At 60.6% G+C, this 13,838-nt stretch carries 17 protein-coding genes and 1 tRNA gene; 8 read left to right on the forward strand and 10 right to left on the reverse strand.

Going from position 1 to position 13,838, the window contains the following annotated elements:
* Window positions 1–439 (forward strand): hypothetical protein (locus ACTHLA_RS15085; protein ID WP_440191133.1); only part of this gene is annotated, 439 nt, incomplete at its 5' end.
* Here ACTHLA_RS15085 and ACTHLA_RS15090 read toward each other — a convergent pair.
* The 3 genes from ACTHLA_RS15090 to ACTHLA_RS15100 all read right to left on the reverse strand — a co-directional run bounded on the left by ACTHLA_RS15090 (window position 419) and on the right by ACTHLA_RS15100 (window position 2,598).
* The gene (locus ACTHLA_RS15090) at window positions 419–1,900 is read right to left on the reverse strand and encodes a DUF6538 domain-containing protein (RefSeq protein ID WP_440191136.1); all 1,482 of its coding nucleotides are present in this window, start codon (window positions 1,898–1,900) and stop codon (window positions 419–421) included. The two genes, ACTHLA_RS15085 and ACTHLA_RS15090, sit on opposite strands and share 21 nt — an antisense overlap.
* 125 nt (window positions 1,901–2,025) lie before the next feature.
* A tRNA-Leu gene (locus ACTHLA_RS15095) sits at window positions 2,026–2,110 on the reverse strand.
* Between the two features lie 56 nt (window positions 2,111–2,166).
* On the reverse strand, window positions 2,167–2,598 hold the full coding sequence (locus ACTHLA_RS15100; protein WP_440191139.1) for a GNAT family N-acetyltransferase: 432 nt from the start codon (window positions 2,596–2,598) through the stop codon (window positions 2,167–2,169).
* Window positions 2,599–2,734: 136 nt separating this feature from the next.
* Between ACTHLA_RS15100 and ACTHLA_RS15105 the strand changes: the two genes are divergently transcribed.
* Window positions 2,735–3,187 carry a hypothetical protein gene (locus ACTHLA_RS15105; protein ID WP_440191142.1) on the forward strand — a complete coding sequence of 151 codons (453 nt, stop codon included), beginning with the start codon at window positions 2,735–2,737 and terminating at the stop codon, window positions 3,185–3,187.
* Between the two features lie 66 nt (window positions 3,188–3,253).
* Here the strand turns inward: ACTHLA_RS15105 and hemN are convergent, their stop codons facing one another.
* Window positions 3,254–4,615 carry an oxygen-independent coproporphyrinogen III oxidase gene (hemN, locus tag ACTHLA_RS15110; RefSeq protein ID WP_440191145.1) on the reverse strand — a complete coding sequence of 454 codons (1,362 nt, stop codon included), beginning with the start codon at window positions 4,613–4,615 and terminating at the stop codon, window positions 3,254–3,256.
* A gap of 105 nt (window positions 4,616–4,720) precedes the next feature.
* Here hemN and ACTHLA_RS15115 point away from each other — a divergent pair, with 105 nt between their 5' ends.
* Window positions 4,721–5,158, forward strand: a complete 438-nt coding sequence (locus ACTHLA_RS15115; protein ID WP_440191148.1) for a GNAT family N-acetyltransferase — start codon at window positions 4,721–4,723, stop codon at window positions 5,156–5,158.
* Here the strand turns inward: ACTHLA_RS15115 and ACTHLA_RS15120 are convergent.
* A complete protein-coding gene (locus ACTHLA_RS15120; protein WP_440191151.1) occupies window positions 5,155–5,607 on the reverse strand; it encodes a PaaI family thioesterase in 453 nt (150 codons plus the stop codon). The genes ACTHLA_RS15115 and ACTHLA_RS15120 overlap by 4 nt on opposite strands.
* Before the next feature lie 21 nt (window positions 5,608–5,628).
* Between ACTHLA_RS15120 and ACTHLA_RS15125 the strand changes: the two genes are divergently transcribed.
* The 5 genes from ACTHLA_RS15125 to ACTHLA_RS15145 all read left to right on the forward strand — a co-directional run bounded on the left by ACTHLA_RS15125 (window position 5,629) and on the right by ACTHLA_RS15145 (window position 9,596).
* Window positions 5,629–5,880, forward strand: coding sequence for a DUF3253 domain-containing protein (locus tag ACTHLA_RS15125; protein WP_440191154.1), 252 nt, complete (start codon window positions 5,629–5,631; stop codon window positions 5,878–5,880).
* Window positions 5,881–6,004: 124 nt separating this feature from the next.
* Window positions 6,005–7,171 (forward strand): MlaE family ABC transporter permease, encoded by a 1,167-nt coding sequence (locus ACTHLA_RS15130; protein WP_440191157.1) that lies wholly within the window; start codon window positions 6,005–6,007, stop codon window positions 7,169–7,171.
* On the forward strand, window positions 7,168–7,965 hold the full coding sequence (locus ACTHLA_RS15135; RefSeq protein WP_440191160.1) for an ABC transporter ATP-binding protein: 798 nt from the start codon (window positions 7,168–7,170) through the stop codon (window positions 7,963–7,965). Before ACTHLA_RS15130 ends, ACTHLA_RS15135 begins: the two co-directional genes overlap by 4 nt.
* A 9-nt stretch (window positions 7,966–7,974) precedes the next feature.
* Window positions 7,975–8,910, forward strand: a complete 936-nt coding sequence (locus ACTHLA_RS15140) for an MlaD family protein (protein ID WP_440191163.1) — start codon at window positions 7,975–7,977, stop codon at window positions 8,908–8,910.
* Window positions 8,907–9,596 carry an ABC-type transport auxiliary lipoprotein family protein gene (locus ACTHLA_RS15145; RefSeq protein ID WP_440191166.1) on the forward strand — a complete coding sequence of 230 codons (690 nt, stop codon included), beginning with the start codon at window positions 8,907–8,909 and terminating at the stop codon, window positions 9,594–9,596. The genes ACTHLA_RS15140 and ACTHLA_RS15145 overlap by 4 nt, the downstream gene beginning before the upstream one ends.
* A 33-nt stretch (window positions 9,597–9,629) precedes the next feature.
* Here the strand turns inward: ACTHLA_RS15145 and ACTHLA_RS15150 are convergent, their stop codons facing one another.
* From ACTHLA_RS15150 to ACTHLA_RS15170, 5 genes are all read right to left on the reverse strand, one after another.
* Window positions 9,630–10,274, reverse strand: a complete 645-nt coding sequence (locus ACTHLA_RS15150) for a 3-oxoacid CoA-transferase subunit B (RefSeq protein WP_440191169.1) — start codon at window positions 10,272–10,274, stop codon at window positions 9,630–9,632.
* Window positions 10,274–11,002, reverse strand: a complete 729-nt coding sequence (locus ACTHLA_RS15155; protein ID WP_440191172.1) for a CoA transferase subunit A — start codon at window positions 11,000–11,002, stop codon at window positions 10,274–10,276. Before ACTHLA_RS15155 ends, ACTHLA_RS15150 begins: the two co-directional genes overlap by 1 nt.
* 102 nt (window positions 11,003–11,104) lie before the next feature.
* Complete coding sequence (locus ACTHLA_RS15160) at window positions 11,105–12,337, reverse strand: NAD(P)/FAD-dependent oxidoreductase (RefSeq protein ID WP_440191175.1); 1,233 nt, start codon at window positions 12,335–12,337, stop codon at window positions 11,105–11,107.
* Window positions 12,337–13,254 carry a bifunctional 5,10-methylenetetrahydrofolate dehydrogenase/5,10-methenyltetrahydrofolate cyclohydrolase gene (locus ACTHLA_RS15165; RefSeq protein ID WP_440191178.1) on the reverse strand — a complete coding sequence of 306 codons (918 nt, stop codon included), beginning with the start codon at window positions 13,252–13,254 and terminating at the stop codon, window positions 12,337–12,339. Before ACTHLA_RS15165 ends, ACTHLA_RS15160 begins: the two co-directional genes overlap by 1 nt.
* 12 nt (window positions 13,255–13,266) lie before the next feature.
* Window positions 13,267–13,838, reverse strand: a 572-nt coding sequence (locus ACTHLA_RS15170; RefSeq protein ID WP_440191181.1) for an N-formylglutamate amidohydrolase, incomplete at its 5' end; no start/stop codon positions are given.

A 13,838-nucleotide genomic window follows, 5' to 3' on the forward strand; every position in this document is an offset into this window, starting at 1 on the left:
CGGGGGACTCGAAATGAACTTCGCCATCGGCCGGGAAAAGGCCAATAATATCAGTCGTGCTGAAACGAGCTATGAAGGACTCGAACTGGCCATCAGCGAAACAGAGCCATCCCCTCCGACCGGGGGCACCAAAACTTCAAAAAATCACGAAAACTCCATACAATACAGTCCCTTAAACGCTCATTCAGCGAGCGTCCCTGTGCACTGCGCCATCAGTTTGTGCCATTTTCCGCCTTCGAAATGGCCGTTTTCAATAATGAAAACAGATGGTTGCGTTGAAACTATCTGTGCCATCACTTTGTGCCATCACGGGGAACCCAATCCTCGTGTCCATGCTCCTCAAAAGGGTGGTCAACGATCATCGAAAAGACGGGGGGCAAAGGGTCGTGAATGGGAAGGAACAGCATCCAACAGCACGCTACATCATCAGATGATCTAAGTTCAGGCTGTGATATGAAATCAGGTCGATGGCTTCCTTCAAATGTCGTGCGTTATGTCCACGTCCGTAATGCTGATGCACCTCATGTTTACTGGCAGAAGCCCAGCCCCCAAGAGCCACGGCAAGCTGCTCATCGATTTTTGCGTCGCGCAGGGCATCGCGGAAGCAATGGCGGTAGGAGTGAAAGACAAAAAGCCTATAATTGCTTCGTTCGTTGATCAGCGGGCGACTGTAACGGCCATACCACTTCGAGAACTCGACTGAGTAATGCCCGTTCTTGGACCGGGCCAGTTCCGGGAACAGCTTTTTTGAACCGTCTCTTTGTCGGATGTTGACCACCCTAAGCAGGCCCATCCTCAAAAGGGCTTGGTGAATGGGGATCAACCTTCGGCTGGCTTCTGTTTTCAAGTGCTTATCAGCGCCATCACTGACGGAGAAGCAGGGAACGCCATCTACCTCAACGATGTCCTGCGGTTCCAGAGAGCAAATCTCGTTGAGCCTCATCCCGGTGAACAGCGCAATCAGCGGCACGAACCACTTTGCGGTCATTCTATTGGCCATCGATGTATCCTGATGAACCTTTCCCCGGAAGATCGCATTCAGATGTGCAACTGTGTAGGGATGACGCTTATCGCGTTTTTTGACGGGATCATTGACGCGCAAACCACGGGTATGGTTGCGATCAATCAGCCCTTCGTCAACGGCATAGGTCATGATGGTTGACATCACTATCATGTAGCCATTCACGGACACGGGGCCGAGTAGGTCTGGTGTGCCTTCGGACTTGGCCATCTTTGCAGCGGCTTTTGCTGACAGCTTCGGATACCTCTTCCGGGCGTTGGCAGGCAGCCAGCGCAGCGTGTCCAGAAGCTTTCGGCACGTCTCCCGGTCGATGTCCTTCACGGCCGTGTCCTTGCCTACGATGTCGAAAAGGACGCTGACCATTTCATGATATCTGCCGACGGTCTTGGGAGTCCGTTTCTTTGCTGGATCATTGATGAAGAGCGTGAACACCTCTTCGAAGGTCTTACCCTTATCCTGCGCTAATGCTTGTGTTGCAGGGTTGATGACGATGGGTTGGGGAGGACGTCCCTCAGCCTGTCTCAGCCATTGTTCAAACTCGACACCCACTACGCGGGCTTGCCGGACAGCTTCTTCCCATCGTCCAGTCCTCAACGATCTGACGAAGTGCGTCTTTCCCACGATGGCTTGTAGTGGTCTGGGTATGGACCATTTCACATAGATCGTTCTGCCTCGGACGATAAAGCCTCGTCGTCCACGAAGAGAACGCGCGCCAACCATCCCTTTCGACGCTGAATCAGATGACTGACGACCCTTTGCCCCCCGTCTTTTCGATGATCGTTGACCACCCTTTTGAGGAGCATGGACACGAGGATTGGGTTCCCCGTGATGGCACAAAGTGATGGCACAGATAGTTTCAACGCAGCCATCTGTTTTCATTATTGAAAACGGCCATTTCGAAGGCGGAAAATGGCACAAACTGATGGCACAATGCGCAGGTACGCTCGCTGAATGAGCGTTTAAGGGACTGTATTGTATGGAGTTTTCGTGATTTTTTGAAGTTTTGGTGCCCCCGGTCGGACTCGAACCGACACACCTTGCGGTACTCGATTTTGAGTCGAGCGCGTCTACCAATTCCACCACAGGGGCGCTGCGGTTGCAGATGAGAGCGGGTCTGATACTGGCATTTCCGGCGGCTGGCAAGCCTATATCGCTTTTGTCATCAGGATATGCGGCAGGGTGACCTGGGTGAAGACTTCGCCTTTGGGTTCATAGCCGTAGCGGGCGTAAAAAGCCTGCGCTGTCAGGCGGGCTTCCAGCACGATGCGGACGCCGCCGCGACGCCGGGCCTCGGTTTCGGCGAAAAGGAGCAGAGCGGCGCCGACGCCCTTGCCGCGCGCACCGTCACTGACCGCCATCTGTCTGAGCTTGAAGACGCCGTCGCCATAGGTGGTCAGGATAACGGCGCCGATCAGCGCGTCCTTATCAAAGGCTCCCAGATGCAGGTCACCATGCTCCGCTGCAAGCTGTTCCGACGTAAAATTCAGCCCCAGCGGGGCGCGCAGCACGGCGCGGCGTAAAGCGACAGCGGTGGTGTAGTCGGGCGAGTCGAAGTCGATCTGGCGGAGGCTGGGCATAAGCTTTAAGATGGATAAAACGCTGAAAACCTGAAGTCTAACTGTGATTTTATATCTTCGCCATAGAACCGGCATGGTTCTGTAGCGATGAAAGGCGTAAGCCTGTGATCAGGCGGTCGTCGCCATGGAGATGTGTATGAAAATCCTGCCGCTAGCAGGTATGATGGTGCTGACCTTGGCCGCGTGTTCGCCCGCGGCGGACCAGGGCGGTGGTTCAGCGGAGAGCGCCGCGCCGTCGATGACGGCGGCGGAGGCGTCGTCACTTATGGCGTCTGAAGATGCGTCAGGACTGTCAGGTAGCCTGAATGTGGCCGCGACGGTCGGCGACTATGTCGGCCAGTGGCGCGGCCCGGAAGGGACGAGCTTGACCATTACGCCGTCGGGTGACCGCTACGCGATTGAGATTCGCGATCTGGACGGGCCGCGCGATTTTACCGGTGATCTGCGCACGGACGGCCTGCATTTCAACCGCGACGGCAAGGCTCTGATCATCCACCCGGGCGACGGCGCGGCCACCGGGATGAAATGGCTGGCCGACAAATCGGATTGCCTGGTCGTTGACGCCAATGAGGGCTATTGCAGAGATTGACAACGCCTTGTGAGAGGGCGGAAAAGCCTCCATTCGCATGCGCGATGGAGGCTTTTTTATGGGCGGTCAGGCGACGCGCGAATAGCGGTTTTCGCCGTCTTCGCACATATAGGCGTCGAAGCAGGCCGCCACCGGGCGCACCAGCATTTTCAATGGCGAGTAAAAGACGACGACGCGCTTGTCCACGCTGACCAGCCCGGCTTCGATAAACGGTTTGAGCGCGGCGATCTCGACATCGAGATGGTCCGGCTCAAAGCCGTATCGCACAAGGATGTCGCCGATATCAGCCTTGAAATAGCACATCAGCGCGCTGATCACCGCCTTGCGCGCCTTGTCATCGTCGCGGTAGCGCCAGCCGCGCACGGTCGCCAGTTCTCCGGCGCGGATGCGGTTGGCGTAACTTGTCGATTGCGGAATGTTCTGTGCAATGCCGCCCGGCAGTTCGCCCAGGGACGAGGCGCCCAGACCGATCAGCAGATCGTTGGGCAGGGTGGAATAGCCCATGAAGTTGCGGCGCATCGTTCCGGCGTGGAAACAGCGGGTCAGTTCGTCTTCGGGCCGGGCGAAATGGTCGATGCCGATGGCTTCGTAGCCGTGCGCCGTCAGGGCTTCGCTGATCTGCAGGAACATGGCGGCCTTGGCGGGCGTGTCGGGCAGGGCGTCCGTGTCGATCAGGTTCTGATGTTTCTTCACCCACGGCACATGCGCGTAGGAGAAGGCGGCGATGCGCGATGGCGCGAGCGCGATGATGTCGGTCAGGGTCCGCGCCAGGCTGTCCGGGGTTTGCAGCGGCAGGCCATAGACGAGATCGACGCCGATTGCGCCGAGATCGTGTTCGCGCAGCAGGCGGATCGCGGCCTCAATCTGCTCCAGCGGTTGTACGCGGCCTATGGCGACCTGCACGCCGGGATCGGTGTCCTGAACGCCGAGGCTGACGCGGTTGACGCCGAACGCCTTATAGGCGGCGACCTTGCGTTCGGTGACGTGGCGCGGATCGAGTTCGATGGAGATTTCCGCGTCCGGCAAGATATCGAAAGCCGCGTCAATCGCATCGAAGACGCGGCCCATATCGGCGGGCTCCAGCATGGAGGGCGAGCCGCCGCCGAAATGGATGGCGTGGACGCGCGGCGTAAAACCCAGCGTCATGCGCGTCATCTGGATTTCCCTGCACAGGGCGTCCACGTAATCGGCGACCGGCTCATACCGTCGCGTCGCGCGCGTATTGCAGCCGCAGAAATGACAAAGCTGCTGGCAAAACGGAATATGCAGATAGAGGGCCAGGGACTGATCGCGTGGCGCATGGCTTAACCAGGCGGCGTAGGTTGCGGCGTCGAGCGGCCCGAAATGGTGCGCCGACGGATAGCTGGTGTAGCGCGGCGCTTCGCGACCGAGAAAGGCCATCACGTCCTGATCCTGCCAACTGCGCATGATGTGTTCCTTTTCGGCTTCCATGCTTTTGCGATTGCGAACAGTCTAGGCGCGCGCTAACCGTGGCGGGATGCGACGGCGGGTCGCAGGCGGAGGATTGGGCTGATGCAGATTGTCGCAGCTAAAGCGGCGGACAAGACGGAATGGCTGCCCCTGTGGCGGACCTATCTGGACTTTTACCGTCAGCCTCTGCCGGATGAGGTGACGGATGCGACCTTTGCGCGCTGCCTCGATCCGGCGTCAGGCATGGAACTGCGGCTGGCTTTGGCCGATGACGATGCGGTTGGTTTCGCGCTTTGTGTGTTTCATCCGTCGAGCTGGGCGCGCATCGGCTATTGTTATCTTGAAGATTTGTTCGTCAGCGAGGCGGCGCGCGGCAAAGGGGCGGGGCGCGCCTTGATCGAAGCGGTCGCCGATGCGGCGCGCTCGCGCGGTTGCGAGCGCCTCTACTGGGTAACGCAGGAGGATAATATCGCAGCGCGCGCCCTCTATGATCGCGTAGCGGAGAAAAACGACTTCGTGACCTACATGAAGGCGCTTTAGCCGTCCCCGCTGGGGCGGGCGGCCTTGCGCGCCATGACGCCGGAATAGCTGAGGATCAGCCGCTCACCGCAGGTCAACTGGCCGCGCACATAGATCAGGGTCTTGCCTGCGCGCGTCACCTCGCCGGTGGCGACGATAATGTCGCCCTCATGGCCCGGCGACAGGAATTGCGCGTCGAGTTGCACCGTCACCGCGCCGCCGTCGTTCAGGTGCGGCAGCGAGAAGATAAACATCGAGGTGTCGGCCAGGGTCAGAAGGCAGCCGCCATGTACGGTGCCGCCGCCGTTCAGATGCTCTTTTCCAGCCTTGAAGGCGACTTTCATGTTGGCGATGTCGTCGGCCTGATAGTAATAGGCCCCGACCAGACCGTTGAAACCTTCGCGGTTGACCTCACGCGACCAGCCGGCGAATTCGCCTTCGGTCAGGGTTTCGATCTGGCGTTCTGTCATCTTGCGCTCCAGGAAAATCACATGTCTCAGTTGATCGAGGAAACGATCGCGGCGCTCTTATCGCAGGTGCGAGAGGGCGAGTCCATAAGCCCGAATGACGTCGCCAAGCTTTTGAACCCCGAAGGCTGGCGGCGTGAACTGCCGAAAATCCGCGCCGTCATCGTCGGCATGACGCGGCAGGGACGGCTGGAAATGTTGCGTAAGGGACGTGCGACGGAGCCGGAAGAGGTTCGCGGAATCTATCGCATCCGCAAGCCCTTAGCGGAAGAATGACATATTGCGCCGGAAAAAGTGAACACTCCGGTACGCTTTTTTTGCGTTCGCTATTGCCATTTTATCAATTAGCCCGATCTATGCTGCGGCATAATACCGAAGCAAGGCAGGCAAAACAGCGCACATGCTGAGTATCTCGAAGACCCCAAGAGCCGAGTTCGCGGTGGATGATGCGTCATCGGATTCGGACAGCGCGGTTCTGCGCCTGAAAGGGCGTTGGGTGATCGCCCGGCTTGGCGGCGTGCCGGACCGATTGCGCGCGGCCGTGCGCAAGCACGACAAGGTGCGGATCGACGCCGAAAATCTGGAGGCGCTGGACAGCGCAGGCGCGCTGGCCCTGCATCTGGCGCTGGACGGTCGGCTTGATGGCGTGGCTTTTGCGGATGACAGCAAGTTCAGGCGCCTTTTCGATCTGGTTGGCGAGCGCGCGCCGGATCTGGTGACGTGGGATAAGGACAAACCGACCACGCATCGTCCGTGGTGGACGCCATTTTACGCCCTGCTGGTGTGGACCGGCGGCTGGGTGGCGCGGTTCGGGCGCGGCTTCATGGCGCAGACGGCGTTTCTCGGCCACGTCGTCACCGTGGGGCTGAGCAGCTTCTTCAAGCCGGGCAGAATCCGCTGGGCCGCTGTGATCAATATCATGCAGCGTGCAGGCATCGACGCGATACCCATCGTCACCTTGACAAGCCTGTTCATCGGCGCGGTCATCGGCTTTATCGGCGTACTGCAATTGCAGCAGTACGGCGGCGGCATCTTCGCTATCGATATGGTGGCGGTGTTCTCCTTGCGCGAATTCGCGCCGCTGATCACCGCCATTCTTCTGGCCGGACGCTCGGCCTCGGCCTTCGCCGCCGAAGTCGGATCGATGAAGATGAATCAGGAGATCGACGCTATGCGCGTCATGGGCATCGAGCCTTACGGCGCGCTGGTCGTGCCGCGCATCCTGGGTCTGGTGATTATGTCGCCCTTCATCACCATGATCGCGGCGCTGGCTTCGATGTTCGGCGGCATGCTGGCCATCTGGTCCAGTCTTGGCGCGGGGCCTGCGACCTTCGTGCAGCGGTTGCATGATTATGTGCCGTTCGTGGATTTCTTCGTCGGTATCGTGCGTCCGCCGTTTTTCGCCGCCACTATCGCGATCGTCGGCTGCTGGCAGGGCCTGAACGTCAAGGACGATGTGTTGAGCCTGGGCCGTCAGGTGACGACCGCCGTTGTGCAGTCGATCTTTCTCGTCTTCATGCTGGACGCCATGTTCGCCATTCTGTTCAACGGGTTCGATTTCGGATGACACAGGTGACGGATCATGAAACCGACAAGATGGCGGACGCCATCGTTATCGAGGGCTTGACCAACCGTTTCGGGGCGCACGTCGTGCATGACGATCTCAGCCTGACGGTCAAGCGCGGCGAGGTGCTGGGCATTGTCGGCGGCTCCGGCGCAGGCAAGACGGTGTTGCTCAACTCGATCCTCGGCCTGCAAAGGCCGGTGGCGGGCAAGATCCGCATCTTCGGCAAGAGCCTCAACGACGCCAGCGAGGCGGAGGCGCAGACCATCCGCGCCAAGACCGGCGTGCTGTTTCAGGGCGGCGCCCTGTTCTCGACCCTGAGCGTGGCCGAGAACATCATGGCGCCGATCCTGGAGTTCACGCATCTCAGCCCGAAAGAGGCGCACGAAATAGCGCTGCTGAAACTGGCCCTGGTCGGCCTGCCGCTGCGCGCGGCGGAACTGGCGCCGTCGGAGCTGTCCGGCGGCATGGTCAAGCGCACGGCCCTGGCGCGGGCTCTGGCGCTGGACGCCGAGCTTCTGTTTCTCGACGAGCCGACGGCGGGTCTGGACCCGATCGGCGCCGCCGCCTTCGATCAGCTTATCAAGGATCTGGCCGACAGCCTCGATCTGACCGTCTTCATGATCACCCACGATCTCGACAGCCTTTACACGGTCTGCGACGAGATCGCGGTGCTGGCCGACAAGCATGTCGCCGCCAAGGATACGGTCGAAAACCTCGAAAAGTCGGACCATCCGTGGATCCACGAATATTTTCACGGTCCCAGAAGTCGTCTGGGCCACCGTGTGGAAGGGTAGGGATAGATTATGGAACGTCAGGCCCATTATGCTGCGGTCGGACTGGTCACTCTTGTGCTGGCGGCCATCCTGCTGGGGTTCGCCTTCTGGTTCATCAAGTTCGATTTCAATAAGGATTACGGCGTCTATGACGTCGAATTCAATCAACCGGTGGATTGGCTGAACAAGGGCGCCGAGGTGCATTTCAACGGCATCAAGGTCGGCGAGGTGACGTCCTTGCGCCTCGGCAAGCCTGGCACGCACCAGGTGTTCGCCCGCGTCCAGCTTGATGAGGGCACGCCGGTGCGCGCCGACTCGGTCGCCACCCTGATGCCGCAGGGCATTACCGGCCTGCTCTACATGCAGATTTCGCCCGGCACGGTGAAGGCGCCGCTGCTGCGCCGCAAGCTTGGCGAGCCGGTTCCGGTGATCCACTCGGTCGAAAGCCCGCTGCAGAAGCTGCTGTCCGGCTCCGGTTCGGTGGTCGAGAAGACCTATGAGAGCCTTGATCGCGTCAATAGGCTGCTCAGCGACGAAAACATCCGCTCCTTCACCAATACGATGAACAATATCGAGGCTGTGACCGACGATCTCAAACACCGTCAGCAACTGCTCGACGACGCGCACGAGGCGATCGTCAGCGCCGGGCAGGCCGCCGACGCGGTCACACAACTGGCGCATTCAACCAATGGCGTGATGAGCGAAAAACTGCCCGCCACCATGGACCAGATCAATATGGCGACGCAGAAACTGGCGGCCGCCGCCGATCAGGTCAGCCGCACGGCGGCTGAGATTCAGAAACCGGTCGATCAGGTCAATAACAGCACACTGCCTGCGCTGGAGGAGAGCCTGCAAAACCTCAACGAGGCCGCCAGTTCGGTCAAGACTCTGGTCGATTCGGTGCAGTCGAGCCCGCGCGGCCTGATCGCCCGTCCAGAAGCCAAGGAAAGAAAGGTCAGCCAATGAAATACGCGCGCTTATTCGCCATCATGGCGGCGGGGCTGGCCGTAGGTTTGACGGGCTGCGTCAATGTGCTGCCCAAGGTCAAGCCGGTGCAGCTTTATCGCTTCGGCTATCATCCCGACCTGCTGGACAAGAAGGATAGCGACTCCGCATCATCCGTAGCGGCAAATGGTCCGACGCCGCTGATGCTGGGTGTGATCAGCTTCCCGCCCGCCAGTTCTGGCGATCAGGTTATGACCACCGAGAATAACGAAGTGTCCTATGTCGCGCAGGCGCGCTGGGCGTCGTCGGCGCAATCCCTGTTCACGGCGGCGGTGTCGGAAGGCTTTGCGCGCTCCGATGATACAGTGATGCTGGTGCCGCGCGGCCCGACGGCGGCGGATTACCGACTCGACATCAGCGTGCGCCGTTTCGAGGCCAATTACAGCCACGGTCGCCCAACCGTCTATATCGGCGTCGACGCGCGCATTCTGCGGCTGTCGGACCGCTCAGTGCTGGCGCAGCGCTATATTTCCGCAACGGAATCGGTGCGCAAGAATGATATGACGCTGATCTCGCAGGGTTTCGATCAGGCGACGACCGAGGTGGTTGCGGGCTTGATCAGCTTCGTTGACGCCAATCTGCACAATGTCGCGCCGCCGCCGACTCCGACTTCTCCAGGCAAGGGGCAGTCGGTCGAAGGTTTGTAACAATAAAGGCGGCTCAGATGAGCCGCCTTTTTCTTATGTCAGCGCCACGTCGTAAGCGGCTTCGGTTTTGGCGGCGATCTCGTCGAGCGTGACGCCGGGGGCAAGTTCGGTCAGGATCAGACCGGAGCCGTCTGGCTTGACTTCGAACACGCCGAGCGTCGATATGATCACATCGACCACGCGCGTACCGGTCAGGGGCAGCGCACAGGCCTTCAGCACTTTCGACTCGCCATGCTTGTTGGCGTGCTCCATGACCACGACGACGCGTTTGACGCCCGCCACAAGGTCCATCGCGCCGCCCATGCCTTTGACCAGCTTGCCGGGGATCATCCAGTTGGCGATGTCGCCGTTTTCGGCCACCTCCATCGCCCCTAAGATGGTCAGGTCGATATGGCCGCCGCGGATCATGGCGAAGCTGTCCGCCGAGGAGAAGAACGATGTCTCCGGCAGGGCGGTGACGGTCTGCTTGCCCGCATTGATCAGGTCGGGATCGACCTCGTCGTCATAGGGGAACGGTCCCATGCCCAGCATGCCGTTTTCCGACTGGAAGGTGACCATCATGCCGTCAGGGATGTAGTTGGCCACCAGGGTTGGAATACCGATGCCAAGATTGACATAGAAGCCGTCCTTCAGTTCCTGCGAAGCGCGCTTGGCTAAGTCGTCGCGTGTCCAGGCCATTATGCACTCTCCCTTGAACGCACGGTGCGTTGTTCGATGCGCTTCTCGAACGTCCCTTGAACGATGCGGTCGACATAGATGCCGGGGGTGTGGATATGGTCGGGGTCGAGTGAACCGACGGGGACGATCTCCTCGACCTCGGCGACGCAGATATTGCCCGCTGTCGCCATCATCGGGTTGAAATTGCGCGCCGTCTTGCGGAATACGAGATTGCCGCGCGCATCGCCCTTCCAGGCCTTGACGATAGAAAGGTCGGCGATCAGGCCGGTTTCCAGCACATAGGTCTTGCCGTTGAACTCTTTAAGCTCCTTGCCTTCCGCCACGACCGTGCCGACGCCGGTAGCCGTGTAAAAGCCGGGAATGCCTGCGCCGCCGGCGCGGATGCGCTCGGCCAGCGTGCCCTGCGGGTTGAACTCCAGCTCCAGTTCGCCCGCCAGATATTGCCGCTCGAACTCCTTGTTCTCGCCGACATAAGAACTGATCATCTTTTTGATCTGGCGCGTCTCCAGCAACTGGCCGAGGCCGAAGCCATCGACGCCAGCATTGTTGGAGATCACGGTCAGGCCCTTGACGCCGGAATCGCGAAGGGCCGCGATCAGGTTTTCGGGAATGCCGCAGAGGCCGAAGCCGCCGGACATCACCGTCATAGTGTCGAAGGTCAGACCTGCAAGGGCGGTCTTTGCGTCGGGATAGACTTTGGGGTTTTCGGGCTTGAGGTTTTCAGACAAGGCGTGCCTCCTGCGCGGGATTCTTCTGCGTCACCTAAGCGCAATGACGGCGCTGTGTCACTTCAAATTTGTGCGTTGCACGACCGTATCTTGCGATACGAATTATGCGACGGGCGGCGCGGTCAGGAACGGCTTTAAAGGCGCGTCGGGATCGCGGATCACAGCTTCGTCCAGCGCCGGACCACGGGCGATCAGAAGCTTGGCGGCCCTGAAGTCGGCGGGGCGATTAACGCATTCTGCGGTGCGCAGGCGGCCCTGCGTATCGAGATGATAGACGCTGAACGCGCCCGAAGCCGGATCGCCGCGCAGGATGGCGCGCGTATCGGCTTGCAATAGTCCGGCGATTTGCAGCTTGAAGTCGTACTGATCGGACCAGAACCACGGGGTCTCAACCACGGGCGGTTTATGGCCGGTAATGGCTGCGGCGGCCTGCTTGGCCTGCTCCAGCGCATTGGGTACGCTCTCCAGCCGGAAACGGCCCTCGTAAAAGGGCAGGGTGCGCGAGGTGACGTCGCCGATGGCGAAGATGGCCGGATCAGAGGCGCGCGCTTCGTCATCAACGACGACGCCATTGGCGACGTCAAGCCCCGCAGCCTCGGCCAGTTCCGTATTGGCGAGGCCGCCGATTCCGACCAGCAGCAGGTCGAAGTCGCGCCTTGATCCATCGCTCAGATGCACGCGTTTCTTATCGCCGTCGCCCAGGCTGAGTTCAGTGATCGTACAATCGGTGACAATCTCCGCGCCACGCGCTCTGTGCATATCGGTGAAAAAACCGGACAGGTCCGCAGAGGCGACGCGCGCCAGTATGCGCGGTTCTTTCTCGAAAATCGTCACCTCGCAACCGAGATGACGCGCCGAGGCGGCGACTTCAAGGCCGACATAGCCGGCGCCGATCAGGCCGATATGCTGGCCCGGACGCAGGGCGTTCTTCAGCGCTTCGGCGTCATCGAGCGTGCGTAAGGTATGGTGCGGTACGCGCTCCGCGCCCGGATAGGGCCGCGCGCGCGAACCGGTGGCGATGATCAGATGCTCATAGGGCAGGGCTTCGCCGTCGCTGAGCGTGACAATCTTGTTGGCGCGGTCGATGGCGGTGGCCTGCGTACTGAAGCGCGTCACCATGCCCTGATCGGCATAGAAGCTGTCGCCGCGCAGGTAAAGATCGTCCAGCCCGGCCTCGCCCTTCAGCCAGGCCTTGGACAGGGGCGGACGCTGATAGGGCGGATAGGCTTCCGCGCCGATCAGGGCAATCGGACCGTCAAAGCCATATTGGCGCAGAAATCCCGCCGCCGCTCCACCCGCATGGCCAGCGCCGATAATGACGACCCCGCCCGCCATCAGACGCCTTCCGGTACAGGCAGATTGTTTTGCAGGCAGAAGGCCTTGAGCGTGTTGTTCAGCAGGCAGGCTATGGTCATCGGACCGACGCCTTTCGGCACTGGGGTGATGGCCAGGGCATGCGCTTTCGCGGCGTCGAAATCGACATCGCCGACCAGCTTGTTCTTCTTGCCTTCCGGGCCGTCGATCTCGATCCGGTTGATGCCGACATCGATCACATAGGCGCCGTCCTTGACCCAATCACCCTGCACGAACTTCGGACGACCGACGGCGGCGACCAGAATATCGGCCTCGCGGCAGACGGCGGGCAGGTCGCGCGTCTTGGAATGGGCGATGGTGACGGTGCAGTCCTGTTGCAGCAGCAGTTGCGCCATCGGCTTACCGACAATATTGGAGCGCCCGACGATGACCGCGTGCTTACCGGCAAAACTGTCGCCATAGGTCTGCATGGCGTCCTGAAGCAGCATCAGCGAGCCGAGCGGCGTACACGGCACGATGCCAGGCAGGCCTACGGCCAGACGTCCGGCATTGGCGACGTGGAAGCCATCGACATCCTTGTCAGGGTCGATAGCGTCGATCACCTTGAGCGACGACATATGTTTCGGCAGCGGCAACTGTACGAGGATGCCGTTGACGGCGCGCTCGGCGTTCAGGTCCGCGATCAGGTTGAGCAGTTCGGCCTCGGACGTCGTATATGGCAGGCGGATGGTCCGCGACTCCATGCCGATGGCCAGGGTCTGCTCGCCCTTGCTCCTGACATAGACCTGACTGGCCGGGTCTTCGCCGACGATGACCACGACGAGGCAGGGCGTCAGGCCGTGCGCGGCCTTCAGGTCGGCGACGTGGCGTTTCAGCCGTTCGCGAAGCTGCGCCGCGTAACCGGCGCCGTCAATGATGTTGCCGCGGGATGTCGTCATGAGAGGGCTCTTTCACAAGGCCCGCAGCAGCGCCTCGGTGAGCGCGCGCAGGGCCAGACTCAAAGGCTGGGCGATGGCGGCGTCATACAGGCGCGGTTGCTTTAAGTCCAGATAGGCGTCCTGCACGATCTCGATTTGCAGCGTGAAAATATTGGCCTGTGGCTGGCCATAATGACGCGTCGTGTAGCCGCCCCGGAAGCGTCCGTCCACGATGTGCGACCAGCGCGATTCGCCTTGGCGCCAGTCATTGAGCGCAGTCATGAGGCGTGGCGGAAGGGTGCGGCCCGAATCCGTCCCGAAATTCAGATCGGGCAGGCGGCCCTCGAACAGGCTGGGAATCTGCGGTCGGATCGAATGGGCGTCAATCAGCAGGGCGTAACCGTGCCGCGCCCTGATCGCGTCAAGCGTGGTGCGCATCTTGTCGTGATAGGGACGCCAGTATCGGTCGCGGCGCTCGGCGATCTCGGCCTCATCCGGCGCAAAGCCGTCCTGATAGATCGGGTTCTGGTCGAAATCGCTCAAGGGGCACAGACCGGTCTCGAACTGACCCGGATAAAGCCGCGCGCTGTCCGGGGCGCGATTCA

Source organism: Asticcacaulis sp., assembly GCF_051956075.1.
Lineage (GTDB): Bacteria > Pseudomonadota > Alphaproteobacteria > Caulobacterales > Caulobacteraceae > Asticcacaulis.